Source organism: Erwinia sp. V71 (assembly GCF_965644245.1).
GTDB lineage: Bacteria > Pseudomonadota > Gammaproteobacteria > Enterobacterales > Enterobacteriaceae > Erwinia.
Window position 1 is genome coordinate 1 of sequence record NZ_CBFFRK010000064.1, and the last position, 25,635, is coordinate 25,635.

Below are 25,635 nucleotides of genomic sequence, written 5' to 3' on the forward strand. Positions count from 1 at the left end.
CAGGATAGCTTATCGGTAGCTAACCGTCCCTCCATCCACATGACCAAGCGTTGCACTTATTATCTGAATTCGCGAATAACCCGGAGAAAACCTGGAAATAAAAAGCCTTACCAAATAAAAAGCTGGCGATGTTATATTTTCGACAGATTGAAATGAGAATTGCGTATCATCGCAGCTATCAATAACGCACGTATTACACCGGGAGTCATGTTAAAGACGTTGTATTTTTCCGCAGACAACAAATCAGGCCGCCATTGAGCCTGAATAAAATGTCATAGTAACGTGATAATTGCCTCCCTGTACGGAAGGCATAACATCAGTAAATCACCGCATGAATAATCGTACGCAGCAGAATGCCAAGCAGCGCGCCGGGCAGTGCGTAGCGGAACAGCCGGACAAAACGACTGGCTATACCGAGGAAAATACCAATCCCTGGAAGATCGAGGGTCTGGATCAAGAACCCCGCGGAAGCATTAAGCTGCTGGGGAGTGATCAGCCCTTTTTGCATCAGATCCGACATCACGCCAAAATAGGCTGTGCCCCCTGCCAGACACTTGGTCAGCGCAGGCAGGACATACATCTCCGAGATGCTGAAATATGCCAGCAACGGCGCAAGAAGCGAGGTCAGCCCTTCGATCGCCCCTGCGGCTTTCAGTATCCCCACGACGGTCAGAGAAAGCAGCAGCATCGGCACAGAACCCAGTGCCAGCCTTATCGCATCAGAACCGGCACCGTTAATAATCGCAATCAGCCCGGCAGGCGTTTTGCTTTCCGGCGCCTCTTCATGCTCCCGCTCAACACTGGCCGCTGGCAGTTTTCGGGCGAGCAGATGGTAAGTTAATGCTGCTGCCGCAAGACCACCGATAATCGAAATCAGTATCGCCTCGCCCCAATGCAAGCCAAAAGGGACTAAAGGATAAAACACGTTCCCCTGCCCCATAGCGAACATCATCGCCAGCGTCGCCGCCAGATGGCGATCAGACGTACCGCGTTTTTCCATCATCGCCAGCGCCGCCAGCGGTGCGGCAAAGCTGACAAAATTAAGCTGGATAAGGGCGAAAATCGCCAGCCCTGTGATACCAAACGGGCGGAATACCGGGGACATCACCCGCACAATAATATCCAGCACCCCCTTCTGCTCCAGATACTTCATGATGATCAGCATCACGACCATTACGGGAAGCAGGGTATACAGCGCAACGTCGACAGAGGATTTCCCTGCCGACATGATAATGCCAACAATGTCCATTAAAGGCTCCGGTACAGGACGAACATGCGCACACTACAGCAGTCAGTCCGCTACGATACTCCCTTCTGTGCGATATTTGCTATATGACATTGTTTTTGTTGTCCATTCGGCACTTCATTTATCGTATCTGAATGTGATCAGTCCCCTGCCTGCAGGCCATAATGTCAGGGTGAAAAAAGAGGACAGATTTTATGCTGCTGAGCATGGTACGGTTAAGCATCCTGTGTCACTCACCTGATATTGATAATCAGATCAACACAATAAAATAAGGCTGGGCCTGCAACATGAGTAATAGCATTACATTGATTACAGGTGGTTCGCGCGGCATCGGCCGCGCCACCGCGCTTTATCTGGCCAGTAAAGGGCACAAGATCTGCGTAACCTGGCATCGCCGTCAGGATTGTGCGCTTGAGGTGGTCGATATGATTCGCCATGCTGGCGGCACTGCGATTGCCGTGCAGGCCGATATTGCCCAGGAAGAGCAGGTAGTTGAATTATTTAATATTGTGGATAAAGAGCTGGGATGTCTTTCTGGCTTAGTCAACAATGCCGGCACGCTGCTGCCTCAGGCCTCCATTGAGCAAATCGACGCTGAGCGTCTGAATACTATTTTTGCCACTAATGTGAATGGCAGCTTTATTTGTGCGCGGGAAGCGGTAAAGCGTATGGCCTTCCGCCACGGCGGGAAGGGTGGCGCTATCGTCAATGTCTCTTCGGCCGCTTCGCGGCTCGGTGCACCTTTTGAATATGTTGATTACGCGGCATCTAAAGGGGCAGTCGACACATTAACCATCGGTCTCGCGGTGGAAGTTGCCCCTCAGGGGATTCGGGTCAATGCCGTACGGCCAGGGTTTATTTACACCGAAATGCATGCTGATGGTGGTGAGCCTGCACGGGTGGATCGGGTGAAAGAGAGCTTACCGATGAGGCGTGGCGGCCAGCCAGAGGAAGTGGCACAGGCCATCGCGTGGCTGCTGTCAGAAGAAGCCTCGTATGTGACGGGCAGCTTTATTGATATGGCGGGCGGGAAGTAGGTTTTGCCTGTTTGAGTGGAAAATCGTCAGTCTTCGTCATAAAAAAAGCCTCTGTATTCACAGAGGCTTTTTTACTATTGCTGGCAGGTAACCTTCAGGTTATTCCCACTCAATCGTCGCTGGCGGCTTACCGGAGATATCATAAACCACACGGGAAATGCCGTTGATTTCATTGATAATACGGTTAGACACACGGCCCAGGAAATCATATGGCAGGTGCGCCCAGTGCGCGGTCATAAAGTCGATGGTTTCCACCGCACGCAGTGACACAACCCAGTCATACTTACGGCCATCGCCCATCACGCCGACAGAGCGTACCGGCAGGAACACGGTAAACGCCTGGCTGACTTTGTTGTAGAGATCCGCTTTATGCAGCTCTTCAATGAAGATAGCATCGGCACGACGCAGCAGGTCGCAATACTCTTTCTTCACTTCGCCCAGCACACGCACGCCAAGGCCTGGGCCTGGGAACGGATGACGGAACAACATACTGTGTGGCAGACCCAGCTCCAGACCAATCTTACGCACTTCGTCTTTGAACAGCTCTTTCAGCGGCTCAACCAGGCCCATCTTCATCTCTTTCGGCAGGCCACCGACGTTGTGGTGTGATTTGATCACATGCGCTTTACCGGTCGCAGAGGCCGCGGACTCGATCACATCAGGATAGATGGTGCCCTGCGCCAGCCATTTCACGTCAGTCAGTTTCAGTGCTTCTTCATCGAACACTTCAACAAACACGCGGCCAATGGTCTTACGCTTAGCTTCCGGCTCGTCGATACCCGCCAGGGCGTCGAGGAAACGCGCTTCCGCTTCAACGTGGACAATGTTCAGGCCGAAATGGTCGCCAAACATCTCCATCACCTGCTGTGCTTCGTTCAGACGCAGCAGACCGTTATCAACAAACACACAGGTCAGGCGGTCGCCAATCGCGCGGTGCAGCAGCATCGCGGTAACAGACGAGTCAACACCACCGGACAGGCCGAGAATGACTTTATCTTCGCCAACCTGCACACGCAGACGCTCAACAGCATCTTCGATAATTTTCGCTGGCGTCCACAGGACTTCACACTGACAGATGTCGAGCACAAAACGCTCCAGCATACGCAGACCCTGACGGGTGTGTGTCACTTCCGGGTGGAACTGCACGCCGTAGAAACGCTTCTCTTCGTTGGCCATAATGGCGAACGGACAGGTTTCGGTGCTGGCGACGGTGACGAAATCAGCCGGGATAGCGGTCACTTTATCGCCGTGGCTCATCCATACGTCCAGCAGTGGTTTACCGGCATCGCTGATGGCATCTTCGATATCGCGGATCAGCGCGCTGGCAGTCTTCACTTCCACCTGTGCATAACCGAATTCACGCTCAGTGGAGCTTTCCACCTTGCCGCCCAGCTGCATTGCCATGGTCTGCATGCCGTAGCACACGCCCAGTACCGGCACACCTGCATTGAACACATATTCCGGCGCACGCGGGCTGTTCTGCTCGGTGGTGCTTTCCGGGCCACCGGAGAGGATGATCCCGCTTGGGTTAAATTCGCGAATTTGCGCTTCGGTCACGTCCCACGCCCAGAGTTCACAGTACACACCCAGTTCACGCACACGACGTGCCACCAGCTGAGTATATTGAGAACCGAAATCGAGGATCAGAATGCGATGTTTATGGATATTTTCCGTCGTCATTGAGGCTATTCCAGGGCGATGGTTAACTGATAATAAAATCGCCCGGCGGATGCCGGGCGGTGAATCTAAGGCGCTTATGAGCCCATACGGTAGTTTGGCGACTCTTTGGTGATGGTCACATCATGCACGTGACTTTCAGAGATACCGGCTCCGCTGATGCGAACAAATTCCGCTTTGGTGCGCAGGGCTTCAATAGTACCACAACCGGTCAGGCCCATACAGGAGCGCAGGCCACCCATTTGCTGATGCACGATCTCTTTCAGACGGCCTTTATAGGCAACGCGACCTTCGATACCTTCCGGCACCAGTTTGTCAGCGGCGTTATCGGTCTGGAAGTAGCGGTCAGAAGAGCCTTTGGACATCGCGCCCAGGGAACCCATACCACGGTAAGATTTGAATGAGCGGCCCTGATAGAGTTCGATTTCACCTGGAGACTCTTCAGTACCTGCCAGCATAGAACCGACCATCACGCAGGATGCACCTGCAGCAATCGCTTTCGCGATATCACCGGAGAAACGGATACCGCCGTCAGCGATAACCGGAATACCAGTGCCTTCCAGTGCGGCAACTGCATCTGCCACTGCCGTGATCTGCGGCACACCCACACCGGTGACGATACGGGTAGTACAGATAGAACCTGGGCCGATACCCACTTTCACTGCGCTCACACCGGCTTCCACCAGTGCCAGTGCACCAGCGCCAGTCGCAACGTTGCCGCCCACGATTTGCAGTTCAGGATATTTCGCCCGGGTTTCGCGGATACGCTGCAGCACGCCTTCAGAGTGGCCGTGTGAGGAGTCAATCAGCAGTACGTCAACACCTGCCGCTACCAGCGCATCAACACGCTCTTCGTTGCCCGCGCCAGCACCCACTGCCGCGCCAACACGCAGACGGCCATGCTCATCTTTACAGGCGTTAGGTTTACGCTCAGCTTTCTGGAAATCTTTAACGGTGATCATGCCCAGCAGGTGGAAACTGTCATCCACAACCAGCGCTTTTTCGACACGCTTTTCGTGCATTTTCTGCAGAACCACTTCGCGTGCTTCACCTTCTTTCACGGTAACCAGGCGCTCTTTCGGCGTCATTACCGCAGAAACAGGCTGGTTCAGATCAGTGACAAAGCGCACGTCACGGCCGGTAATGATACCCACCAGTTCGTTTTCGCCATTCACCACCGGATAACCGGCAAAGCCGTTACGTTCGGTCAGTTCGCGCACTTCGCGCAGAGAGGTGGTTGGCAGCACAGTCTGTGGATCGGTGACCACGCCGCTCTCATGTTTTTTCACCTTGCGAACTTCTTCCGCCTGGCGCTCGATGGACATATTCTTGTGAATAAAGCCCAGACCGCCTTCCTGAGCCAGCGCAATCGCCAGGCCCGCTTCGGTGACGGTGTCCATAGCAGCGGACAGCATTGGAATGTTCAGACGGATGGATTTTGTCAGCTGAGTACTGAGATCTGCAGTGTTTGGCAGAACAGTGGAGTGGGCTGGAACGAGTAATACGTCGTCAAATGTGAGTGCTTCTTTCGCGATTCTTAGCATGGCAATATCTCAACCTGGGGGTGAATGAGAACAGATAAAATATTGCCGCGGCATTATACAGGCCGTAATCGATTGCCTCCAGCATTTTTTAAGAAAAATACTTGATCCCCTGTATCAGCCATGTAGTATCGACTAATTAACCCTCTGATTTAATATTTGATCTTGGTCACATGTCGCTACCGCCATCTGCAAATATTTTTACTGTCAGCCGCCTCAACACCACAGTGCGTCAGTTGCTGGAGATGGAGATGGGCCAGGTCTGGCTCAGTGCGGAGATCTCGAATTTTTCCCAGCCCTCTTCCGGTCACTGGTACTTCACGCTGAAAGATGCCAGCGCCCAGGTACGCTGCGCGATGTTTCGCAACAGCAACCGCCGTGTCACCTTCCGGCCACAAAATGGTCAGCAGGTGCTGGTGCGCGCCACCATCACTTTGTACGAGCCACGCGGTGACTACCAGCTGATTGCCGAAAGCATGCAGCCTGCCGGAGATGGCCTGTTGCAGCAGCAATTTGAGCAGCTGAAACAACAGCTGGCAGCAGAAGGGTTATTCGATCAGCAATATAAAAAACCGCTGCCCGACCCGGCACGCCAGGTTGGGGTGATCACCTCCGCCACTGGCGCCGCACTGCATGACGTACTGCGAATTTTGCATCGTCGCGATCCTTCGCTACCCGTAGTCGTCTACCCGACGCCGGTACAGGGCGTTGAAGCGCCTGAGCGCATTGTACGCGCCATTGAACTGGCGAACCTGCGCAATGAGTGTGATGTGCTGATTGTCGGCCGTGGCGGTGGCTCGCTGGAAGATTTATGGAGTTTTAACGACGAACGCGTGGCACGCGCCATTTTTGCCAGCCGGATTCCGGTGGTGAGTGCAGTGGGTCACGAGGTTGATGTCACCATCGCCGATTTTGTTGCTGACCTGCGTGCGCCAACGCCATCGGCAGCAGCAGAGCTGGTCAGCCGCAATCAGATTGAACGCCTGCGTCAGTTGCAGTCGCAGCAGCAGCGGCTGGAAATGGCCATGGATTACTATCTGGCGCAGCAGCAACGTCTTTTTACCCGGCTGCATCATCGTCTGCAACAGCAGCATCCGCAGCTGCGGCTGGCCCGTCAGCAAACCTCACTGTTTAAGCTGCAACGCCGGCTGGATGATGCTATCCAGCTGCGTCTGCGCCAGGCATCGCGTCAGCAGGAACGCGCAGAACAGCGTCTGGCGGCACAGCAGCCGCAGGGACGCATTCACCGTGCGCAGCAAACCCTGCAGCAGTGGCAGTATCGCCTGCAGCAAAGCCTGCAGAACCAGCTCAGCCGCGATAAACAGCAGTTTGGTGAGCTGGCGGCACGGCTGGAAGGCGTCAGCCCGCTGGCGACGCTGGCACGTGGTTTTAGCGTCACCACCGCTGCTGATGGCAAGGTGGTGAAGAAAACCCGTCAGCTCCAGCCTGGGGATGTTCTGAAAACCCGCCTTGATGACGGCTGGGTGCAAAGTCAGGTGACTGAAATTACTGCATTAAAAAAATCGCGGGCGAAATAAAACCGTTCGCCCTGTGCGACAGGCATTATACTTTATGGACACTTATCTTTCGCAAGGGAGTAAGCCATGTCTAATGCCGTTATCCCGCCGTATATCCTGCGTAATATTATCGACCACGGTTCCGAACAGCAGCAGAACTTCGCCCGCCATACCCTGAGCCATGTACAAACACTGATGGCGGAAAACTGGCAAAAGTCAGTCGCGCCGCAGAAAGCCCGCGCCGGACACGTTGACCGCGAAATCTATGATGCGCAACACAAGCAGAGTCTGCCCGGCATGCTGGTGCGCAGCGAAGATGGCCCTGCGACTCATGACATCGCGGCGACAGAAGCCTGGGAGTACCTTGGTGTGACGTATGCGTTTTTCTGGCAGGTGTTTCAGCGTAACTCTCTGGACAATCAGGGCCTCAGCCTGCTCGGTACGGTGCATTACGGCAAGGAATATCAGAATGCCTTCTGGAACGGCCAGCAGATGGTATTTGGTGACGGTGATGGCGAAATTTTTAACCGTTTCACCATCGCCATCGATGTGGTGGCCCACGAGCTGGCGCACGGCGTGACCGAGAGCGAAGCGGGACTGATTTATTTCCAGCAGGCAGGAGCACTGAATGAGTCCCTATCTGATGTTTTCGGTGCGATGGTGAAACAGTTCCATCTGCAACAGAGCGCCGACCAGGCCGACTGGATTATCGGTGAAGGTTTACTCGCAGCAGGCATCAGTGGCACTGGCCTGCGTTCCATGTCCGAGCCCGGTAGTGCTTACAACGATCCGATGCTGGGTAAAGACCCGCAACCCGCCCATATGCGGGAATACGTCGAAACCCGCGAAGATAATGGTGGCGTGCATATCAATTCGGGCATTCCCAATCGTGCGTTTTACCTTGCAGCGAAAGCACTCGGCGGCCACGCCTGGGAGCGCGCTGGTCATGCCTGGTACGATGCTTTGTGTGATAAAACGCTGCCGCAGGATGCCGATTTCGCTACCTTCGCGCAGTTTACGGTGCGCCATGCACAGCAGCGTTTTGATCAGACAGTCAGCAAAGCGATTGAGAAAGCCTGGCAGCAGGTGGGCGTTTTATCATGAACCCGTTACCGGAATTAAGTGACGATGCCGTCATTGAGCTGGCGCGCGAAGGCGGGCTGGCATTTATTCCCAAACTGGCGGGATTGCGCCGTATCGCGCTGGCGCAGTTAGCTGATCCGCAGCGCGAACATGTCTGCAATATTCTGCGCAAGGCGCTGGCACAGGGCGAACCGCCGGGGCCTGCCTGCCCTGCCGGACGTGGCGACCAGCGCTATTACCGCATTCAAATCAGCTACGTTACGCGTCAGGAAAGTGGCGATATTATTATGCTAATCTCCGAGAACGCCGCGCCGCCAGAGCTGGAGAGGCTCTGGCGGGACGGGGAATAATACGCTGCTATGGCTGCGGTCTGGCGGCGTGAATATTCTCGATCTCATCGAGATGATAATAAACCGCGATGCCATGTTGCTGCGCCACTCTGACGTCATTATCTGCGCCAGTGGATTCCCCGGGAATACGCAATATCGCATCACAGTGCTCAATTAAGCGATGCGCCACAGGATACATATACGCGTCACTAATTTCATCACCCAGCGGTTGTGATCCCGCCGCCTTTGCCAGCGGTAAAGCGACCCACTCACCAATAAGCGGCAGGTGTCCACGCTGATAAACCTGCAATGCCATCTCTTCAAGCCGTTGCAGGTTTTTAGCAATCAGCCGCGGATCGCCGCCCGTACCACCACGATAAGGACCGGCAATAAGAATCTTTCTTGCATTCATACGGTTGTCTCCGTCATCAACTGATGTATCGCGACATATTGCAGCAGCATAATGGTTTTGGCATCGACGATAATGCCTTCATCAATGGCTTTCAGCACCGCAGAAAAAGCCATTTCGACCACCTCGACATCTTCACCCTCTTCGGCAATTCCGCCCCCCGTACTCACACGGTTCTCTGCCTGATATTCACCGAGGAAAAAATGTATTTTTTCGGTGACAGAGCCAGGGCTCATATACGCGTGGAAAAGTTTTCTGACCTGCTGAACCCGATACCCGGTCTCTTCTTCGGCCTCAGCTTTAATCCGCTCTTCCGGTGACTGGTTATCCAGTAATCCTGCCGCCGCCTCAATAAGCATGCCATCATGACCATTAACAAATACCGGAAAACGGAACTGGCGCGTCAGCAATACACATTGCGTGGTTTTATTAATTAACAGGATTGTCGCTCCGTCACCGCGATCGTAGGTTTCACGACTCTGCCGTTGCCATACGCTATCGCGACGTAAAAAATCAAACGTGGTCTTTTTTAATACATACCAGTCGTCTGACAATATGATGGAATCAATAACGCGCACTCTGTCTTTCGTTGCTGTCATAATCATCTCCTGCTTAAGAGAATTGACAATATCGTGCAAATTCGTGCATAGTCAAGGATATTCGTGCAGAACAACTTGCCGCACAGAAAGAGGTAAAAGAACGTCATGCTCACTTCGCAGCGTAAGAAAATCATTATGGAGAAGCTGGCCAGTGAAGGTCAGGTGCTGGCAAAACAACTCAGTGATTTCTTTGAAGTTTCTGAAGACACCATCCGCCGCGATTTGCGTGAAATGGCCAGCGAAGGTTTACTGCAGCGGGTACATGGCGGTGCTCTGCCAGCTTCAACTGCAGTGGTGACGTTTTCGGAAAGAAGCCAGATCGAGATCGCGCCGAAACGTGCAATCGCAAAAGCGGCAGCAGAGATGATTGCGTCAGGGCAGGTGGTGATCATTGATGGCGGTACCATGTCAGCAGAGCTGGTGAAATGTATCCCCAAAAGCCTCGCCGCCACCGTGGTCACCCACAGCCCCAGCGTCGCGATGGGACTGGTGGATCATCCGCTGATTGAGGTGATCATTATTGGCGGGCGGCTTTATAAACACTCGATCGTCTCCGTCGGCGCCGCCGCCGTTGAGGCAATTTCCCATATCAATGCCGATATCTATTTTATGGGTGTAACGGGTGTCCATCTGACTGCGGGTCTCAGTACCGGCGATCTGGAAGAGGCTTATATCAAGCGAGCACTGGCGGCGCGGGCTGCGGAAGTGGTGGTGCTTGCCTCCAGCGATAAGCTGAATGCCGCATCACAATATACGATTGGTGAGATCACGGTGGCAAACGCCATTGTGGTTGAGCAGGAAGCCAGTCCTGAGCTGCTCAGCCAGTTCGCGCAAAAAGGGATTAGCGTGGTCCGTGCAACCAGTAAATGATTCAGCTACGGAGAGAGCGGCGCAAACTGCACACGTTTTTTCGAGATGAGGCCGTGACCGTGCTGGCAGAAATAGTCGACCGCGCCACAGGCTTTCAGAACCTGTAACGGTTGCTGGCAGTCAGGACAGCGCGCCTCAGCGTCATAATCACGCGCGCATGATGGACAATGAAAACCGCTGTCAGTGGCGCTAAGGGGTTGCTGACAGGCAGGACAGTGCTGGCTCATCTTATCTCCTGAAGAAAACAAACGAGGGCCAGATGGCCCTCGTTGCAGATTAACGCTTATTCTTTTTCAGGTGCGCCATCAGACGCTTACGTTTGCGCTGCTGGTTTGGCGTCAGCAGGTTACGTTTGCCCGCAAATGGGTTCTCACCCTCTTTGAACTGAATGCGAATCGGCGTGCCCATCACTTCAAGTGAACGACGGAAATAGTTCATCAGATAACGCTTGTAGGAATCCGGCAGATCTTTGACCTGGTTACCGTGGATCACCACAATCGGCGGGTTATAACCACCAGCATGGGCATATTTCAGCTTCACACGACGGCCGCGCACCAGTGGTGGCTGATGGTCATCTGCTGCCATATTCATAATACGCGTCAGCATCGAGGTGTTTACACGGCGCGTTGAGCAGTCATAGGCTTCAGTCACTGACTCAAACAGGTTACCCACACCGCTGCCATGCAGCGCAGAAATAAAGTGCACGCGGGCGAAATCGATAAAGCCAAGACGGAAATCCAGCGTCTCTTTCACTTCATCTTTCACTTCCTGCGACAGGCCATCCCACTTGTTGACCACAATCACCAGTGAGCGCCCACTATTGAGGATAAAGCCGAGCAGCGACAGATCCTGATCGGAGATACCTTCACGGGCATCGATCACCAGCATCACCACGTTGGCGTCTTCAATCGCCTGCAGGGTTTTGATGACGGAGAATTTCTCGACCGTATCAGTGATTTTACCGCGCTTACGTACCCCGGCAGTATCAATCAGGATATATTCGCGCTCGTCACGCTCCATCGGGATATAGATACTGTCACGCGTGGTGCCTGGCATGTCATACACCACTACACGTTCTTCGCCGAGAATACGGTTAGTCAGTGTTGACTTACCGACGTTAGGACGTCCCACAATCGCCAGCTTGATCGGCAATGTGCGGGGCTCGAAATCGTCCTCTTCTTCCTCTTGTTCTGCATCAGGGTCTTCGCCGCGTTCTTCTGCCGCCAGCGCCGCCCAGTACGCTTCGTTCTCTTCTTCTTCCGTCAGCTCTTTCGTCGGTTCAACCTGTTCCATCCACGGCAGCAGCGCCGTCTCCAGCAAGCTGAGCACACCGCGACCATGAGAAGCGGCAATCGGGTAGATATCGCCTAAACCAAGAGAGAAGAAATCACCGACAGCGGAATCGGCATCAATACCGTCCGTTTTGTTCGCCACCAGGAAAGTGGCTTTCTGACGGGAACGCAGATGTTTGGCGATGGCGATATCAGCAGGCATCAGACCCGCGCGCGCATCAACCATAAACAGCACCACATCGGCTTCTTCAATCGCCATCAGCGACTGCTGCGCCATACGGGTTTCCACGCCCTCTTCATCGCCATCAATACCGCCGGTATCGATAACAATAAATTCGCGCCCTTCTACTTCGGCACGGCCGTACTTGCGATCGCGAGTCAGACCGGGGAAATCCGCCACCAGCGCATCACGAGTACGCGTTAAACGGTTAAACAGGGTGGATTTGCCCACATTGGGACGCCCAACCAGCGCGACCACAGGTACCATAATAAAGCCTCATAACTCAAATTAAACGCCTGACCTGATGGATGATTATAAACCGTTATACCGTTCATGGTCAGGGTGAAGGCGCTAAGGATACCACGCCCGTTAAAAAACGAAACGGCCCCTGATAAATCAGGAGCCGTCTGACAACCGCTTTACGCGACAATTATTAACGCGTAAACGCGTAAACCTCGCCGTCTTTCGCCTGGATCAGCAGCTTGTCGCTGGCGACAACCGGCTCAGTCAGCAGACCGGAGCTGTCCACTTTATGCTGAGCAACGAAACGGCCATCCTGGGTGTTAATCCAGTGCAGATAGCCTTCGCTGTCACCGACCACGATATAGCCGTTATACAGCACAGGTGAGGTCAGGTTGCGGTGCAGCAGATCGCTCTGACGCCAGATCGATACGCCACCTTCGGTGCTCAGGGCAATCACGCGATCATCCTGATCCACCAGATAAATGCGGCCACCATCGACGATCAGATCACGCACGGAACCAATTTCACGTTTCCACATCACCTGGCCAGAACGCAGATCCAGCGCGGTCAGGTTGCCATTGTAGGCCAGCGCGTACACCACGCCATTCACCACTACCGGCGTGGTATCCACGTCGCTCAGGCGATCGATTTCCGTCGCACCGCTTGGCTGAGAAATACGTTGCTGCCAGATCAGCTGACCCTGATTCAGGATCACCGCACTGACACGGCCATTGTCGCCACCGACAATCGCGGCACCAAACGCCGTTGTCGGCGCGGATTCACCACGCAGCGACAGCGCTGGCATATCGAGATTCACTGACCATTTGATCGCGCCGCTGGCCTGATCCAGGCCCTGCAGCATACCGTTGCTGGTGTGGATCAGCACTAAACCGTCACTGACGACCGGACGTGATACCGCTTCGCCAGCCACTTTGGTCTGCCAGGCAATCGTGCCGTCTGCGCTGTTCAGGGCAAACACCTGCGCACGTTCACTGCCGATATAAATATGTTCACCACTGGCGGTGATGCCACCCGACAGCAGTGCCGGACGGTTACTGGAGAAGAAACCGGTTTTTTCTGCCAGGTCCACTTTCCACTTCTCTTTACCATCCGCAGCATCCAGCGCTTTTACGATACCGTAGCGGTCCGCCGCGAACACAGTACCATCCTGCCAGGCCGGGTGCAGATTAGAATAGAAGTCGCCAATGCCATCACCGACCGACGTACTCCATACTTTTGTCGGTTCAAACTGGTTCTGCACCTGTGGCAACGGGGCCATTTTTACTACATCTTCTTCGCCGCTGAACAGCGAGCAACCGCTGAGTAACGTTGCTGAAATCAGCACGGGCAGCAGGTATTTACGTAATTCCATGCGCTCTCTCTTGAATGGCTTAACCTAAGTTATTCATCTTCATCTGCATCATTTCTTTCAGCGCAGGAGACGCTTCGGAGGCAATCCCCTTACTCCACGCTTCACGTGCACCCTGCGCGTCGCCTTTGCTCAGCAGCGCTTCGCCACGGATATCGGCGACAATGGCAGTCCAGCCTTCGCCTTTCACAGCGTCGAGAGTTTTAATCGCTTCATCGGCCTGTTTCTGCTGCAGCTGGACACGCGCCAGACGCAGATTCAGTACCGCCAGCAGATTGGCATCCTGAGTCGCTTTAAGACCGGTTTGCAGCTGTGCAGCGGCTTTATCCAGCTGGTTCTGCTCCACATACTGTTTCGCCAGATCCAGCGCCGCCAGTGCGCCATAGGTATTGCTGTTTTGGCTGGCAAACTGACTCACCGCGTCCAGCGTATTCGGCTTGCTGGCATCCAGCGCGCTGGTCACCTGCTGATAAGCGGCAGAAGTCTCTCTGGCGCTGCCATCCTGATGGTTGCTCCAGAAACGCCAGCCTGCCAGCGCACCCACGCCTAAAACGACGCCAACCACCAGCGCTTTGCCGTTACTGGCAAAGAAACGACGGAGTGCATCAACCTGCTCGTTCTCGTTGCTATAGACTTCCACGCAATCCTTCTCCTTAACTTGTGTCCGCTGTTACTTCAACAGCGCTGACAGCGCGGCAGGCGCATCGCCCTGCGCCAGTGTTTGCTGCTCACCGGTGCGCAGATCTTTGATCACCACCTGACCCGCTTTCACTTCATCTTCACCCACGACCAGGGCGACACGCGCGCCCCACTTGTCAGCGCGGGCAAACTGTTTCTTAAAGTTGACACCGCCGTAGTTCGTCATCAGCTTCAGCTCCGGCAGCGCGTCACGCAGTTTTTCCGCCACAATCATCGCGGCGGACTGCACGCCCTGACCCGAAGCGATAACATAGACATCAACAATGCGCGTCGGTTCAAATTCCGGATTAACTGCCTGAACCAGCAGCACTAAACGCTCCAGTCCCATGGCGAAACCCACGGCTGGCGTGGCACGGCCACCCAGTTGCTCGACCAGACCATCATAACGGCCACCGGCACATACCGTACCCTGTGCACCCAGGCTGGTGGTGACCCACTCAAATACCGTGCGGTTATAGTAATCAAGGCCGCGCACCAGACGCTGGTTAACGCGGTACTTAATTCCGGCATCATCCAGGATGGCGCACAGACCGGCAAAATGCTCGCGTGACTCGTCATCCAGGTAATCGCCCAGCTGTGGCGCATCATTCAGCAGCGTCTGCACGTCCGGGTTTTTGCTGTCCAGGACACGTAACGGGTTAGTGTACATGCGACGTTTGCAGTCTTCGTCCAGCACCTCTTTATGCTGCTCGAGGAAGGCGACCAGCGCCTCACGGTAGCTGGCGCGCGCGTCAAGTGAACCAATGGAGTTCAGCTCCAGCGTCACGTGATCAGCAATACCCAGCGCTTTCCACCAGCGTGCGGTCAGCAGGATCAGCTCGGCATCGATATCCGGCCCCTGCAGACCAAACACTTCTGCACCCAGCTGATGGAACTGGCGATAACGTCCTTTCTGCGGACGCTCGTAGCGGAACATCGGCCCGATGTACCACATACGCTGTTCCTGATTGTACAGCAGACCATGTTCGATACCGGCGCGAACGCAACCCGCGGTGCCTTCAGGACGCAGCGTCAGGCTTTCACCATTGCGATCCTCGAAGGTATACATCTCTTTTTCCACCACGTCGGTGACTTCACCGATAGCGCGTTTGAATAACGGGGTCTGCTCTACAATCGGCAAACGAATTTCGCTGTAACCATAACCGGCCAGCACCTGTTTCAGGATGCCCTCAATACGCTGCCAGACCACTGTGTCAGCAGGCAGATAATCGTTCATGCCACGAATAGCTTGAATATTCTTTGCCACTATTATCTCTCACCATGAACCACTGAACATAAATTCAGCAGCTTAAATACAAAAAAGAACCTGACCGGCATCTTACCCCATGAGGGGGCCGCCGAACAGGTTCTACATATCCCAGCTTTAATCTTTAACGCTGCGCTGACGATTAACGACTACTTTTCCACCTGCTGGACGTCGATACGACGACTCTCATCGAGCATCGAGGCTTTGGCGCGAATACGCGCTTCCAGCTGATCGATCATATCGTCGTTGTCCAGACGCTCGCGCAGACGCACGCCATCTTCGTAGAAGCCGCTCTTTTTGTTACTGCCGGTCACGCCCAGCGTCGACACCAGCGCCTCGCCCGGGCCGTTCACCACACAGCCGATAATCGACACGTCCATCGGCGTAATGATGTCTTCCAGCCGCTGCTCCAGCGCGTTAACGGTGCCAATCACATCAAATTCCTGGCGGGAACAGGTTGGACAGGCAATAAAGTTAATGCCACGCGAGCGGATACGCAGGGATTTCAGAATATCAAAGCCGACTTTCACTTCTTCTACCGGATCGGCCGCCAGCGAGATACGCAGGGTATCACCGATGCCTTCCGCCAGCAGTAAGCCGAGGCCAATCGCGGATTTTACCGCACCGGCACGCGCGCCGCCCGCTTCGGTAATACCGAGGTGCAACGGCTGCTCGATCTGTTTTGCCAGCAGACGGTAAGACTCCACCGCCAGGAACACATCAGACGCTTTAACGCTAACTTTGAACTGGTCAAAATTGAGGCGATCGAGGTGATCAACATGGCGCATTGCTGATTCCAGCAACGCCTGCGGCGTTGGCTCGCCATATTTTTCCTGCAGATCTTTTTCCAGCGAACCGGCGTTAACGCCGATACGGATCGGAATATTGTGGTCGCGCGCGCAATCCACCACCTGGCGAATACGCTCGTTGTTACCAATATTACCCGGGTTAATACGCAGACAATCAACGCCATATTCGGCGACTTTCAGCGCAATGCGGTAGTCGAAATGGATATCGGCCACCAGCGGGACGTTAACTTGTTGTTTGATCAGTTTGAATGCTTCAGCGGCATCCATGGTCGGCACCGAAACGCGTACGATATCCACGCCAACGCGTTCCAGTGCTTTGATTTGATTGACCGTCGCCGCGACATCAGTGGTGCGCGTGTTGGTCATGGACTGCACGGCGATTGGCGCGCCGTCGCCCACAGGCACCTTGCCGACGTAAATGCGTTTCGATTTGCGACGGATAATGGGTGCTTCATTGTGCATATTCTTTACTCCACAATCGCTCGTGCCAGAAGATGCGTTATTGCGCACCCAACGTCAGGCGAGCAACCTGGTTGCTACGGACAAAACGACTCAGATCCACAGGCTGGCCCTGATACTGAATCTGTACTGCGGCTGGCGCACCGATTTTCAGACGATATGGCGCGGTGCCAGCAAGACTGAGTTTACCACCACTGCGTTGCATACCGCTGAACAGTTTTTTGCCCGCGGAGTCGGTCACTTCCAGCCAGCAGTCGGCGTTAAAATCCATGATAACCGCGTTAGGATCGACCGCTGGCGCTGCCACATCCGCACTGGCAACAGGCAGCTGACTATTTGCTGGCTGGCTGGTGACGGCGTGGTTATCGATCGGTGCCTGGCTCGGTGAAACCACCGGATTAGCGTTGGTCGTGGCTGCTGCGGTGTTGTTCTGCACCGGCGCTGTTGCCACCGGAGCGGAACTGGTCGCGGTATTTGCCGCAGCATCATTCGCAGGAGCAGTATTACCTGATACGGCGTTGCTGTTGTCTACCGCCGTGGAGGTATCCGCCGCCGGATCAGTTGCTGCCGCGCCGTCGAGCGGGATCGACTGAGCATTATCACCGTCAGCGCTGGTATTCTGATCGGCCATCGACACCAGATCAGCCTGCGCGGCCTTATGGTTTTGCCACCACCAGGCGCCTGTCAGGCCTACCACCACAAACAGCACCAGCCAGGTAAAACTCATCAGCCAGCCATCACGCTTTTTACGGCGTTTGCCCAGCGAGAAACTCTGCATCGGTTCAATTTTGGTTGAACGAACCGGCGCCTGCTTCGCCAGCATCGGCAACAGCTCTTCTTCCGGCACATGCACCAGTCGGGCATAAGAGCGGATATAACCACGCAAGAATGTCGAGGCGAGATCGCTGGGAGATTTATCGTCTTCGAGATCACGCACCGTAGACAACTTGAGACAGAGACGTTCAGCAACGTTCTGTTGAGTCAGACCCATTTTCTCACGGGCACCACGCAGGCGTTCGCCTGTGGAAAGTACTGCAGAATTTTCTTGAGTGGCTTCAGTATTCATTAGCTAAAAAATGCTGGTGCTCTGTCGATTGTGGAAAATTTCGCGCCAGTTGCGTGCCTAAACGTTCTACATCAGCGGCACGCTGCTCCAGCGCGGCGAAACGAATCTCTAACCACAGGCTCTCTGCCGAAGCAGGCAGACTGTGCTGATATACTTCTAACAGGAGTCGCGCCTGAGCACGCTCTCCTCTACCCAATCGCTTTTCAGCTTCCGCCAGCAAGGACATCCCTTTGTGCCCGTCAGCCTGCACGGCCTGGGACAATGACTGCCTTGCCTGAACAAATTTACCTGCGTTCAGGAAACAATATCCGGCGTTTTCCTGGGCATCCGCCCTGGCACCGGGCTGGCTCAGGGTTTGCGCCACACTAAACTGTTGTTGCGCCGCATCATACTGCCCTAAACCACAGACAAACGCACCGTAATTGTTAAGTACATAACTATTTAACGGCGCCAATGTTAATGCCCGATCATAGCGCACCTGAGCAGAATGGTTATCGCCTGTCATCTGATAAAGGCGCGCCATTGCCAGTTGCAGACGATAATCCTGAGCTAAAACCCCCTCTGCCCGTGCCAGATTACGCTGTGCAGCGGCAATATCGCCGCGGGCGAGATACTCTAAACCGAGCTGCAGGCGCGTTTGTGCTGAGGCCTTTGTTACATGATTGTTGACACAACCGCTTACAAGAAAAACACTCAACACTACGCATTGTAGTCCTTTACCCATACATAACCTCGTCCTGATGTTATGAATTCCCGTTATCTTTCAGACCACTGCTGTTTGCAGAAGTACCCGCCTGGCGACAACCAGAATAATTTTGCGAATACTGTACTCCAAACACAGCCAGCACCACAGCGGAAACTGGCTGATAACACGCTAAATTTTCTGCTTTCAGAGTGCTTTCACAGAAATTTCTTCACCTGCCATTTTTTTACGCAGGGTACGCTTAGTACGGTCGATAACATCACCGGCTAACTGACCGCAGGCTGCATCAATATCATCACCACGGGTTTTACGCACAATGGTGGTAAAACCATACCCCATCAACACCTTGCAGAAACGGTCAATACGGCTGTTGGAGCTGCGGCCATAAGGCGCACCAGGGAAGGGGTTCCATGGGATCAGGTTAATTTTGCACGGCGTATCTTTCAGCAGTTCCGCCAGCTCATGGGCATCATCGGTGCTGTCGTTGATATGATCCAGCATCACATACTCGATAGTGACGCGTCCCTGGTTGGCGTTGGATTTGCCAATGTAACGACGCACAGCATCGAGGAATGTGGCGATGTTGTACTTTTTGTTGATCGGCACAATGTCATCACGCACCCGATCATTGGACGCGTGCAGCGAGATCGCCAGCGCCACGTCAATCATATCGCCGAGCTTATCCAGCGCAGGCACCACGCCTGAAGTGGAGAGCGTTACGCGACGCTTGGACAGACCGAAACCGAAATCATCCAGCATGATTTCCATCGCTGGAACTACGTTGGTCAGGTTCAGCAGCGGCTCGCCCATCCCCATCATTACCACGTTGGTGATCGGTCGCTGGCCCGTTACGCGCGCTGCGCCGATAATTTTCGCTGCACGCCATACCTGACCAATAATTTCTGAAACACGCAGGTTGCGGTTAAAGCCCTGCTGGGCGGTGGAGCAGAATTTACACTCCAGCGCACAACCCACCTGAGAGGAAACGCAGAGTGTCGCACGGTCATTTTCCGGAATATAGACAGTTTCCACCAGCTGGCCACCGACGCGAATCGCCCACTTGATGGTACCATCTGCGGAACGCATTTCTTCTGCCACTTCCGGCGCACGAATTTCGGTCAGCTCTTTCAGCTTATTGCGCAGCACCTTGTTGATATCCGTCATCTGATCGAAATCATCGCTGCAGTAGTGGTAAATCCACTTCATTACCTGATCGGCGCGGAAAGGTTTCTCGCCAATAGAGGCAAAAAATTCACGCATTTGCTGACGATTAAGATCCAGCAGATTGATTTTTGCTTTTGGTTCAACAACTACAGGAGATGCGGACGACGGCGTCACAATAAGTTCAGACATAATTTTCTCTCGCCTCGTTATTACACGTTATGGCGTTGGGGATTGATAATAAGTTTATGATAAAGAAACGCCCCCGCTGAGCCATGCTCATCAGGGGCGCATTATTGTACAAACATCTTTTGCGGGATGCCAGGCGGACAGCGGTCCGGAACAAATAAATTTGTAAACAGTGCTTACCTGTTGCTATCCCGCAGGCACCAATTAACGGGTGCGTGGGCAGATTTCGCCTTCGCCGAAGAAGTAAGCGATCTCGCGCGCTGCAGACTCTGCAGAGTCAGAACCGTGGGTCGCGTTTTCGGTGAAGCTGTCTGCGTAATCAGCACGCAGAGTACCTGCCAGTGCGTTAGCCGGGTTGGTTGCGCCCATCAGGTCACGGTGACGCTGCACGGCGTTTTCGCCTTCCAGCACGCTCACGACTACCGGACCAGAGGTCATAAATTCAACCAGACCATCAAAGAATGGCTTGCCGTTGTGCTCCGCGTAGAAGCCTTCAGCCTGCTCTTTGGTCAGGTGCAGCATTTTTGCCCCAACAATTTTGAAACCAGCGCTTTCGAAACGGTTATAAATTGCACCAACAACGTTTTTTGCCACCGCGTTTGGCTTGATGATGGAAAAGGTACGTTCAATAGTCATGTTAACCTCGGTAATTAACTTCCAGATAAGGGCGGGCGGCGATTATAGGGGTGTAGCACGCCGTTGCCTATGGCAGATCCAACAATTTCTTAAAAAAATATGATCGCCATCGCGACAAACCCTTCGCAACTGTTGCTCAGAGCCTGCAACAAGTCACTCAACAGTAAAAGACGCAGCGGCAACCTGTCCAGCCTCATCCAGCACCGTAAGCTGGTATGCGCCCGGTTTTTCCAGCGATAAGCGTAGCGTACGCTGGTCATGCTCACTCTCCAGCGGATCGCCATTCAGGAACCACCAGCGCTGGTATCCCTGGCCTCCCTGCACTGCTGGCGTCACGCTCAGCGCCTGCTGGCCTGGTAAGCGATGTAAAATCTGACCATCACGCAGGCCGGTTAAAATCAGAGGAACCGCATTTCCCTGCGTCAGCGGCGGGCAGTGTGCATTCACCGGCGGCAATCGGCTGGCACGCTGTTCACTGTGCGGCAACCAGGGTTCCAGCGGCAGTGGCCATAGCAGCAAGGTTTCGGCACGGGCGCCGCGACAGTCTGCCGCGACACGCTTACCTGCGTCATCCAGCCAGATGGGCAGCTGAAGACCGGAGAGACTTTCCTGTCCCTGTGCCAGTAACGTCGGCGGAATGGTCTCATTGACGATCCAGCTCTGGCGACGCTGACGGCAGTTACTGTCGCCTGGCGGTAACGGCTGCCCGCCGGGCCAGCAGATCGTGGCGACACTGACCGAGGCTGGACGCGGATCGCCAGGCAACACACTGCCACGCAGCGCCGGCGATGACATCAGCAAATGATGTAACTGGTTTAAGATCGGCACCGCGCTGGCATTACCATACTGCCCGGCAACAGGTGTACCGTCTGGCCGTCCAACCCAGACACCAATCAGATAGCGCGCATCAACACCTATCGCCCAGGCATCACGATAGCCATAGCTGGTGCCGGTTTTCCATGCCAGCGGTGCCATTGCCGGTCGCTCACCATCGGCTTGTGGCTGTGCCTCCCCGGCGAGGATACGACGGATAACCCAGGCCGCCCCCGGGGACATCAACGGTCGCTGCACCAGTGGCTGTTCGGGCATAAAGCGCAGTGCGGCGACATTGCCATGACGTGCCAGCGCACTGTAGGCCGAGGCCACTTCATCCATACGCGTCCCTGTACCGCCCAGTACCAGCGAAAGATTAGGCTCGGCTGTCGCAGGAAAACGCAGACTGATACCCGCATTACGTAAAGCGGCAGTAAAACGTTTTGGTCCATAAGCATCCAGCAGTTGCACGGCAGGCAAATTCAGCGACCGCGCCAGTGCTTCGCTGGCGCTCACCGGGCCATGAAACCCACTGTCAAAGTTGCCCGGGCGATAATCACCAAAACGGCGTGGTACGTCCTGCAGCAGCGACTCTGCATGAATTACACCATCGTCAATCGCCAGACCATAAACAAAAGGTTTCAGAATTGACCCCGGAGAGCGAACGCTGCTAATCATATCAACATGACCAAAACGGCTGGCGTCATTTAAATCAACAGAACCGAGATAGCCACGCACTTTCATCGTCGTGTGATCAACCACCAGCAACGCCAGCGACGTGCGTGGTGGCAGTTGATTTTTCCAGCCCAGCGCCAGCGCCTCCAGCTGCCGCTGCAGTGACGCGTTGATCGTCGACGTCACTTTTTGCTCAGAGGACAGCGTAATCAGTCGCCGGGATAACAGCGGTGCCAGTTCAGGCATCTGACGCGGGGCCAGCCATACCGGCTCCGCAAACAACTCCTCAACCTGCTGCTTCGGCCATACCTGATAATCAATCATGCGCTGCAGCACTTTATTGCGTGCCAGCCGGGCGCGCTGCGGCCAGCGATCCGGCCGTAAACGGCTCGGTGCCTGCGGCAGTACCGCCATCAATGCCGCTTCACTGCGTGTCATCTGCGACGGCGCTTTGCCAAGCCATGTCCAGCTGGCGGCACCAATGCCTTCAATGGTGCCGCCAAAAGGCGCACGATTGAGATACAGCGTCAGAATCTCGGTTTTCGACAGATGCCATTCCAGCTGTAACGCACGCCAGATCTGACGCAACTTGCCTGACAACGTGCGCGGTTGTGGATCAATCAGTCGCGCGACCTGCATTGTCAGGGTACTGCCGCCGGAAACGATCCCACCGCCAGTAATATCCTGCCAGGCAGCACGCAGGATAGCGAGCGGGTTTACCCCTGGATGCTGCCAGAACCAGCGATCTTCATAGGTGAGCAGCGCCTGCAGGTACAACGGCGAAACCTCATCAGGCGTCACCGGATAGCGCCAGATGCCATCACGATCGGCAAAACGCCAGAGTGGCGTGCCATCTTCCGCCACCACCACACGCGCAGGCTGAACCTGCTGTAATGGCAGCGGAAACAACCTGTCCGCCAGCAACAGCATAATCATCAGCATCAGTGGCAACAGCAGCCAGCGTATGTCAACAAAACGTCTTTTCATCAGCAACAGCGCCCGTATTCGCGGGCGCTATTCCTTAGCGAACATTGAGCCGTAATGGTGTCGCACCCAGCGCACGCCACTGCGGTACATACATGGATTCCACCTGCGGCGGCGGTATCAGATAGCTCCCCGGTGTCACCGCTCGCGCCAGATACAGTAATGTCACCGGGCGATAGCCATCAACATCCACCGCTGCCACAAAGCGATCATCACGAAACTCAAGGTGTTTGATACTGGCCTGCTGCATGTCCGCCATCAGTTCCTGCACCTCCGCCGCACTGTCGCCGAGGCTGGCGCTGCTGTCACTCAGGTTCTGGTTTTCTAATTCCAGACCTGCAGGCAGCAGATCAACCACCAACGCATCCGGTACGCGATCATGTGCCGACACTTTTAGCGCCACCAGCACCAGCTCGCCGCTTTTCAGGTCGGCGAGAGACGTCTCTTTGCCGTCCAGTCCCAGATAGCTGCGACTGATATTCAGGTTGTTACTGAACGGCTGCGGCGTATTCTGCGGATACCCCACCACATCCAGCCGGGCGTACAGATTGCCACTACCGGTATTGCTCAGACTCAGGCCGCCAGTGATTTGCTCAGCTGGCAACTGAATGGCCGATGTCGCCTGACCACTTAGCGGAGATGACTGACCATTCAGCGTGGCTTGCCAGCTTTCGCCAGCGGAGGACATCAGCGTTTTGCCGACCAGGAACAGCGCATTATTTTCCTGCGTCGACAGCCAGCGCTTACCGTTAAGCTGCTGTGTCAGCTCAGGCAACAGCCGGTCCTGCTGATCCGGCAACAGCTGATTCTCCATCAGCAAATTAAGCTTCAGCGCCGTGTCACGTAATTCACTGCCATAATCCTCCAGCCAGACATTCTCTGCAGGACGAGGTGAACTCACGCCCTCGCTAATCAGTTCACTGGCGCGTGGCGCATCACCCATTAACTTCAGGGCAATCCCCAGCTGCACTTTAGACAGCCCGGTTTTCGCGCTGGCTTTTTTCTCATACAACGCACGCAGCATACCCAGCGGCGCTTTCTGCTGACGGGCCAGCACCAGTGCGGCATAAGACTGCACACTGAACCGTACCGCAGCAGCGTCACTGCTGTAATAGACGTCGATCTGATTTGCATCCTGCAGGTAGCGCAGTAACCGCTGATTCGCCCGCTCCAGAACCACGGGCGCAACGCTGTATCCCTGTTCACTGGCCCGAATCAGGAAATCGGTCACATACGCCGTCAGCCAGAACTCTTCCGGACTCTCTTTGCTCCACAGGCCAAAACCGCCGTTATAGCGCTGCATTCCGGCCAGACGATCAATACCCACCTCAATTGCTTCGCGCCGCGCCGTATCGCTGCTGCCTTTGATGCCCAGCGCCGTCAGCTGCGCCTGGCTGGTATAGAGTGACGGCCAGAGGCCGCTGGTGGTCTGCTCCAGGCAACCATAGGGATAGGCATAGAGTTCACTGATATAGCGCGCAAGATTGAGTGGCGGACGACTGCCCAGCGCCAGCTGAGCCTGTAACGTCGCGGGTGCCAGTCCACTCAGCATCCCGGCAGGGACGTTCCAGGGTTCGCCACTACGGATAACAGCGGCGAAATTGCGTGTTTCCGCTGGCCATGCCGGGCGCACGCCAATTTTCCAGTTGTGATGTGAGGGATTGACGGTTTCTCCCGGCAGGTTGATCCCGCTGATATCGGCACTGATTTCACCGTCACCAAAACCATCCAGTGCGCTCACTGGCACAAAAATCGTGGTGCGTTCATCTGCTTTTAGCGTGACAGTTTGCGTGTCCGCTCCATTCAGCTGCACTAATCCCTGCGAGCTCAGTTTCACCCTGAGCGTTTGCGGCAGTCCGGAAAGGTTGGAAAGATCAAGCGCCAGCCGCGCCTGATCACCATTCGCCATAAAACGTGGTGTCGCCAGTTCACTGATCAGCGGCGCAGCCACCACCAGCTTCTGCTCGCCATTGCCAAAGCTATCGTCACTCCAGGCCTGTGCCATCAGCCGCAGTTCGCCGTTAAAATCAGGGATCTGCAGTTCAACCTGCCCCTCACCGTTGTCATTCAGCACCACAGGTGATGCCTGCTGTGCCACAATATTGACGTGGGTCACTGGCTTTTTACCGCCACGCGCCAGTGCATCATCTTCATCACTGTCGCCACCGAAACGTAATGTCGCCTGACGTCCCTGCCCTTCAATCAGCTGACCATAAACATCGTACTGATCGGCGTTGTAACGCTTACGACCAAAGAAACTGTCAAACGGGTCGGGTGTTTTATAGTCAGTGATATTCAGCACGCCGCTGTCTACGGCAGACAACAACAGATGAATATTCTTCGGTAACTCACCGCCCTGGTATGCTGCTTTTACCTTCACTGTCAAAGTCTGATTGGGGCGAATTTTTGCAGGTGCATCCAGCGTGATATTGAGCTTACGCCCGTCATCCGCCAGCGGCAGATGTAACAGCCCTACGGCACGTTTCGGCGTAACACCTTTCTCTTTTTCACCTGGCCGGAGAACCAGGGCACTAAGGTAGATATCATGGCGTCGCCATTCTGCATTCACTGGCACATCAACGTTAATGCCCCCCACTGGCACATCAATTTCCTGCCACCAGAGTGGTCCATTACTGGACTCCAGCAGCAGATAGCCTTTTCCTGCCGCTGGCGCTTCGATATGTACACCGCGAATTCAGATAATAAGTGCAACGCTTGGTCATGTGGATGGAGGGACGGTTAGCTACCGATAAGCTATCCTGC

The 25,635-nt window shown here is 54.7% G+C and carries 21 protein-coding genes and 1 pseudogene; 5 read left to right on the forward strand and 17 right to left on the reverse strand.

The window, feature by feature from the left end; translation table 11 throughout:
- Positions 1-316: 316 nt before the first annotated feature.
- Positions 317-1,249: a nucleoside recognition domain-containing protein gene (locus ACSZO1_RS13850; protein ID WP_437613490.1), complete on the reverse strand. Its 933-nt coding sequence runs from the start codon at positions 1,247-1,249 to the stop codon at positions 317-319.
- Positions 1,250-1,533: 284 nt separating this feature from the next.
- Here ACSZO1_RS13850 and ACSZO1_RS13855 point away from each other — a divergent pair, with 284 nt between their 5' ends.
- Positions 1,534-2,283, forward strand: coding sequence for an SDR family oxidoreductase (locus ACSZO1_RS13855; RefSeq protein ID WP_437613491.1), 750 nt, complete (start codon positions 1,534-1,536; stop codon positions 2,281-2,283).
- 99 nt (positions 2,284-2,382) lie between these two features.
- Here the strand turns inward: ACSZO1_RS13855 and guaA are convergent, their stop codons facing one another.
- On the reverse strand, positions 2,383-3,963 hold the full coding sequence (gene guaA, locus ACSZO1_RS13860) for a glutamine-hydrolyzing GMP synthase (protein ID WP_437613493.1): 1,581 nt from the start codon (positions 3,961-3,963) through the stop codon (positions 2,383-2,385).
- Positions 3,964-4,037: 74 nt separating this feature from the next.
- Positions 4,038-5,504 carry an IMP dehydrogenase gene (gene guaB / locus ACSZO1_RS13865; protein ID WP_437613495.1) on the reverse strand — a complete coding sequence of 489 codons (1,467 nt, stop codon included), beginning with the start codon at positions 5,502-5,504 and terminating at the stop codon, positions 4,038-4,040.
- A gap of 170 nt (positions 5,505-5,674) precedes the next feature.
- Here guaB and xseA point away from each other — a divergent pair, with 170 nt between their 5' ends.
- From xseA to ACSZO1_RS13880, 3 genes are all read left to right on the forward strand, one after another.
- A complete protein-coding gene (xseA, locus tag ACSZO1_RS13870; protein WP_437613497.1) occupies positions 5,675-7,039 on the forward strand; it encodes an exodeoxyribonuclease VII large subunit in 1,365 nt (454 codons plus the stop codon).
- A gap of 66 nt (positions 7,040-7,105) precedes the next feature.
- The gene (locus ACSZO1_RS13875) at positions 7,106-8,122 is read left to right on the forward strand and encodes a M4 family metallopeptidase (protein WP_437613499.1); all 1,017 of its coding nucleotides are present in this window, start codon (positions 7,106-7,108) and stop codon (positions 8,120-8,122) included.
- Complete coding sequence (locus tag ACSZO1_RS13880; RefSeq protein ID WP_437613501.1) at positions 8,119-8,451, forward strand: protealysin inhibitor emfourin; 333 nt, start codon at positions 8,119-8,121, stop codon at positions 8,449-8,451. The genes ACSZO1_RS13875 and ACSZO1_RS13880 overlap by 4 nt, the downstream gene beginning before the upstream one ends.
- Before the next feature lie 7 nt (positions 8,452-8,458).
- On the opposite strand, the gene ACSZO1_RS13885 is transcribed toward ACSZO1_RS13880, so the two are convergent.
- Positions 8,459-8,842: an NUDIX hydrolase gene (locus tag ACSZO1_RS13885; protein WP_437613503.1), complete on the reverse strand. Its 384-nt coding sequence runs from the start codon at positions 8,840-8,842 to the stop codon at positions 8,459-8,461.
- Entirely contained in the window at positions 8,839-9,438 is a 600-nt protein-coding gene (locus tag ACSZO1_RS13890) for an NUDIX domain-containing protein (protein ID WP_437613528.1), read from the reverse strand. The genes ACSZO1_RS13885 and ACSZO1_RS13890 overlap by 4 nt, the downstream gene beginning before the upstream one ends.
- A 105-nt stretch (positions 9,439-9,543) precedes the next feature.
- Here ACSZO1_RS13890 and ACSZO1_RS13895 point away from each other — a divergent pair, with 105 nt between their 5' ends.
- The gene (locus tag ACSZO1_RS13895) at positions 9,544-10,308 is read left to right on the forward strand and encodes a DeoR/GlpR family DNA-binding transcription regulator (protein ID WP_437613505.1); all 765 of its coding nucleotides are present in this window, start codon (positions 9,544-9,546) and stop codon (positions 10,306-10,308) included.
- 5 nt (positions 10,309-10,313) lie between these two features.
- Here ACSZO1_RS13895 and ACSZO1_RS13900 read toward each other — a convergent pair whose 3' ends face one another.
- The 12 genes and pseudogenes from ACSZO1_RS13900 to ACSZO1_RS13955 all read right to left on the reverse strand — a co-directional run.
- Positions 10,314-10,535, reverse strand: a complete 222-nt coding sequence (locus tag ACSZO1_RS13900; protein ID WP_437613507.1) for a zinc ribbon domain-containing protein — start codon at positions 10,533-10,535, stop codon at positions 10,314-10,316.
- A gap of 49 nt (positions 10,536-10,584) precedes the next feature.
- Positions 10,585-12,087, reverse strand: coding sequence for a ribosome biogenesis GTPase Der (der, locus tag ACSZO1_RS13905; protein ID WP_437613509.1), 1,503 nt, complete (start codon positions 12,085-12,087; stop codon positions 10,585-10,587).
- 166 nt (positions 12,088-12,253) lie between these two features.
- Positions 12,254-13,435, reverse strand: a complete 1,182-nt coding sequence (bamB, locus tag ACSZO1_RS13910; RefSeq protein ID WP_437613511.1) for an outer membrane protein assembly factor BamB — start codon at positions 13,433-13,435, stop codon at positions 12,254-12,256.
- A 19-nt stretch (positions 13,436-13,454) separates the two neighbouring features.
- Entirely contained in the window at positions 13,455-14,072 is a 618-nt protein-coding gene (locus tag ACSZO1_RS13915) for a YfgM family protein (RefSeq protein WP_437613513.1), read from the reverse strand.
- 30 nt (positions 14,073-14,102) lie between these two features.
- Positions 14,103-15,377, reverse strand: a complete 1,275-nt coding sequence (hisS, locus tag ACSZO1_RS13920; protein ID WP_437613515.1) for a histidine--tRNA ligase — start codon at positions 15,375-15,377, stop codon at positions 14,103-14,105.
- Between the two features lie 149 nt (positions 15,378-15,526).
- Positions 15,527-16,648 (reverse strand): flavodoxin-dependent (E)-4-hydroxy-3-methylbut-2-enyl-diphosphate synthase, encoded by a 1,122-nt coding sequence (gene ispG / locus ACSZO1_RS13925; protein ID WP_437613517.1) that lies wholly within the window; start codon positions 16,646-16,648, stop codon positions 15,527-15,529.
- 37 nt (positions 16,649-16,685) lie between these two features.
- Positions 16,686-17,711: a cytoskeleton protein RodZ gene (gene rodZ, locus ACSZO1_RS13930; protein ID WP_437613518.1), complete on the reverse strand. Its 1,026-nt coding sequence runs from the start codon at positions 17,709-17,711 to the stop codon at positions 16,686-16,688.
- A complete protein-coding gene (pilW, locus tag ACSZO1_RS13935; protein WP_437613520.1) occupies positions 17,701-18,435 on the reverse strand; it encodes a type IV pilus biogenesis/stability protein PilW in 735 nt (244 codons plus the stop codon). Before pilW ends, rodZ begins: the two co-directional genes overlap by 11 nt.
- 165 nt (positions 18,436-18,600) lie before the next feature.
- A complete protein-coding gene (locus ACSZO1_RS13940) occupies positions 18,601-19,767 on the reverse strand; it encodes a bifunctional tRNA (adenosine(37)-C2)-methyltransferase TrmG/ribosomal RNA large subunit methyltransferase RlmN (RefSeq protein ID WP_437613522.1) in 1,167 nt (388 codons plus the stop codon).
- Positions 19,768-19,968: 201 nt separating this feature from the next.
- On the reverse strand, positions 19,969-20,400 hold the full coding sequence (ndk, locus tag ACSZO1_RS13945; protein ID WP_437613524.1) for a nucleoside-diphosphate kinase: 432 nt from the start codon (positions 20,398-20,400) through the stop codon (positions 19,969-19,971).
- Positions 20,401-20,553: 153 nt separating this feature from the next.
- Positions 20,554-22,875 carry a peptidoglycan glycosyltransferase PbpC gene (gene pbpC / locus ACSZO1_RS13950; protein ID WP_437613526.1) on the reverse strand — a complete coding sequence of 774 codons (2,322 nt, stop codon included), beginning with the start codon at positions 22,873-22,875 and terminating at the stop codon, positions 20,554-20,556.
- A gap of 34 nt (positions 22,876-22,909) precedes the next feature.
- Positions 22,910-25,558, reverse strand: a pseudogene (locus ACSZO1_RS13955) (alpha-2-macroglobulin family protein); the annotation flags it as partial.
- Positions 25,559-25,635 lie beyond the last annotated feature (77 nt).

Bases quoted from the DNA above. Each gene is read 5' to 3' on its own strand.
- ACSZO1_RS13850 (WP_437613490.1), bottom strand. From the start codon at position 1,249: ATGGACATTGTTGGCATTATCATGTCGGCAGGGAAATCCTCTGTCGAC.
- ACSZO1_RS13855 (WP_437613491.1), top strand. From the start codon at position 1,534: ATGAGTAATAGCATTACATTGATTACAGGTGGTTCGCGCGGCATCGGC.
- guaA (WP_437613493.1), bottom strand. From the start codon at position 3,963: ATGACGACGGAAAATATCCATAAACATCGCATTCTGATCCTCGATTTC.
- guaB (WP_437613495.1), bottom strand. From the start codon at position 5,504: ATGCTAAGAATCGCGAAAGAAGCACTCACATTTGACGACGTATTACTC.
- xseA (WP_437613497.1), top strand. From the start codon at position 5,675: ATGTCGCTACCGCCATCTGCAAATATTTTTACTGTCAGCCGCCTCAAC.
- ACSZO1_RS13875 (WP_437613499.1), top strand. From the start codon at position 7,106: ATGTCTAATGCCGTTATCCCGCCGTATATCCTGCGTAATATTATCGAC.
- ACSZO1_RS13880 (WP_437613501.1), top strand. From the start codon at position 8,119: ATGAACCCGTTACCGGAATTAAGTGACGATGCCGTCATTGAGCTGGCG.
- ACSZO1_RS13885 (WP_437613503.1), bottom strand. From the start codon at position 8,842: ATGAATGCAAGAAAGATTCTTATTGCCGGTCCTTATCGTGGTGGTACG.
- ACSZO1_RS13890 (WP_437613528.1), bottom strand. From the start codon at position 9,438: ATGACAGCAACGAAAGACAGAGTGCGCGTTATTGATTCCATCATATTG.
- ACSZO1_RS13895 (WP_437613505.1), top strand. From the start codon at position 9,544: ATGCTCACTTCGCAGCGTAAGAAAATCATTATGGAGAAGCTGGCCAGT.
- ACSZO1_RS13900 (WP_437613507.1), bottom strand. From the start codon at position 10,535: ATGAGCCAGCACTGTCCTGCCTGTCAGCAACCCCTTAGCGCCACTGAC.
- der (WP_437613509.1), bottom strand. From the start codon at position 12,087: ATGGTACCTGTGGTCGCGCTGGTTGGGCGTCCCAATGTGGGCAAATCC.
- bamB (WP_437613511.1), bottom strand. From the start codon at position 13,435: ATGGAATTACGTAAATACCTGCTGCCCGTGCTGATTTCAGCAACGTTA.
- ispG (WP_437613517.1), bottom strand. From the start codon at position 16,648: ATGCACAATGAAGCACCCATTATCCGTCGCAAATCGAAACGCATTTAC.
- rodZ (WP_437613518.1), bottom strand. From the start codon at position 17,711: ATGAATACTGAAGCCACTCAAGAAAATTCTGCAGTACTTTCCACAGGC.
- pilW (WP_437613520.1), bottom strand. From the start codon at position 18,435: ATGGGTAAAGGACTACAATGCGTAGTGTTGAGTGTTTTTCTTGTAAGC.
- ACSZO1_RS13940 (WP_437613522.1), bottom strand. From the start codon at position 19,767: ATGTCTGAACTTATTGTGACGCCGTCGTCCGCATCTCCTGTAGTTGTT.
- ndk (WP_437613524.1), bottom strand. From the start codon at position 20,400: ATGACTATTGAACGTACCTTTTCCATCATCAAGCCAAACGCGGTGGCA.
- pbpC (WP_437613526.1), bottom strand. From the start codon at position 22,875: ATGAAAAGACGTTTTGTTGACATACGCTGGCTGCTGTTGCCACTGATG.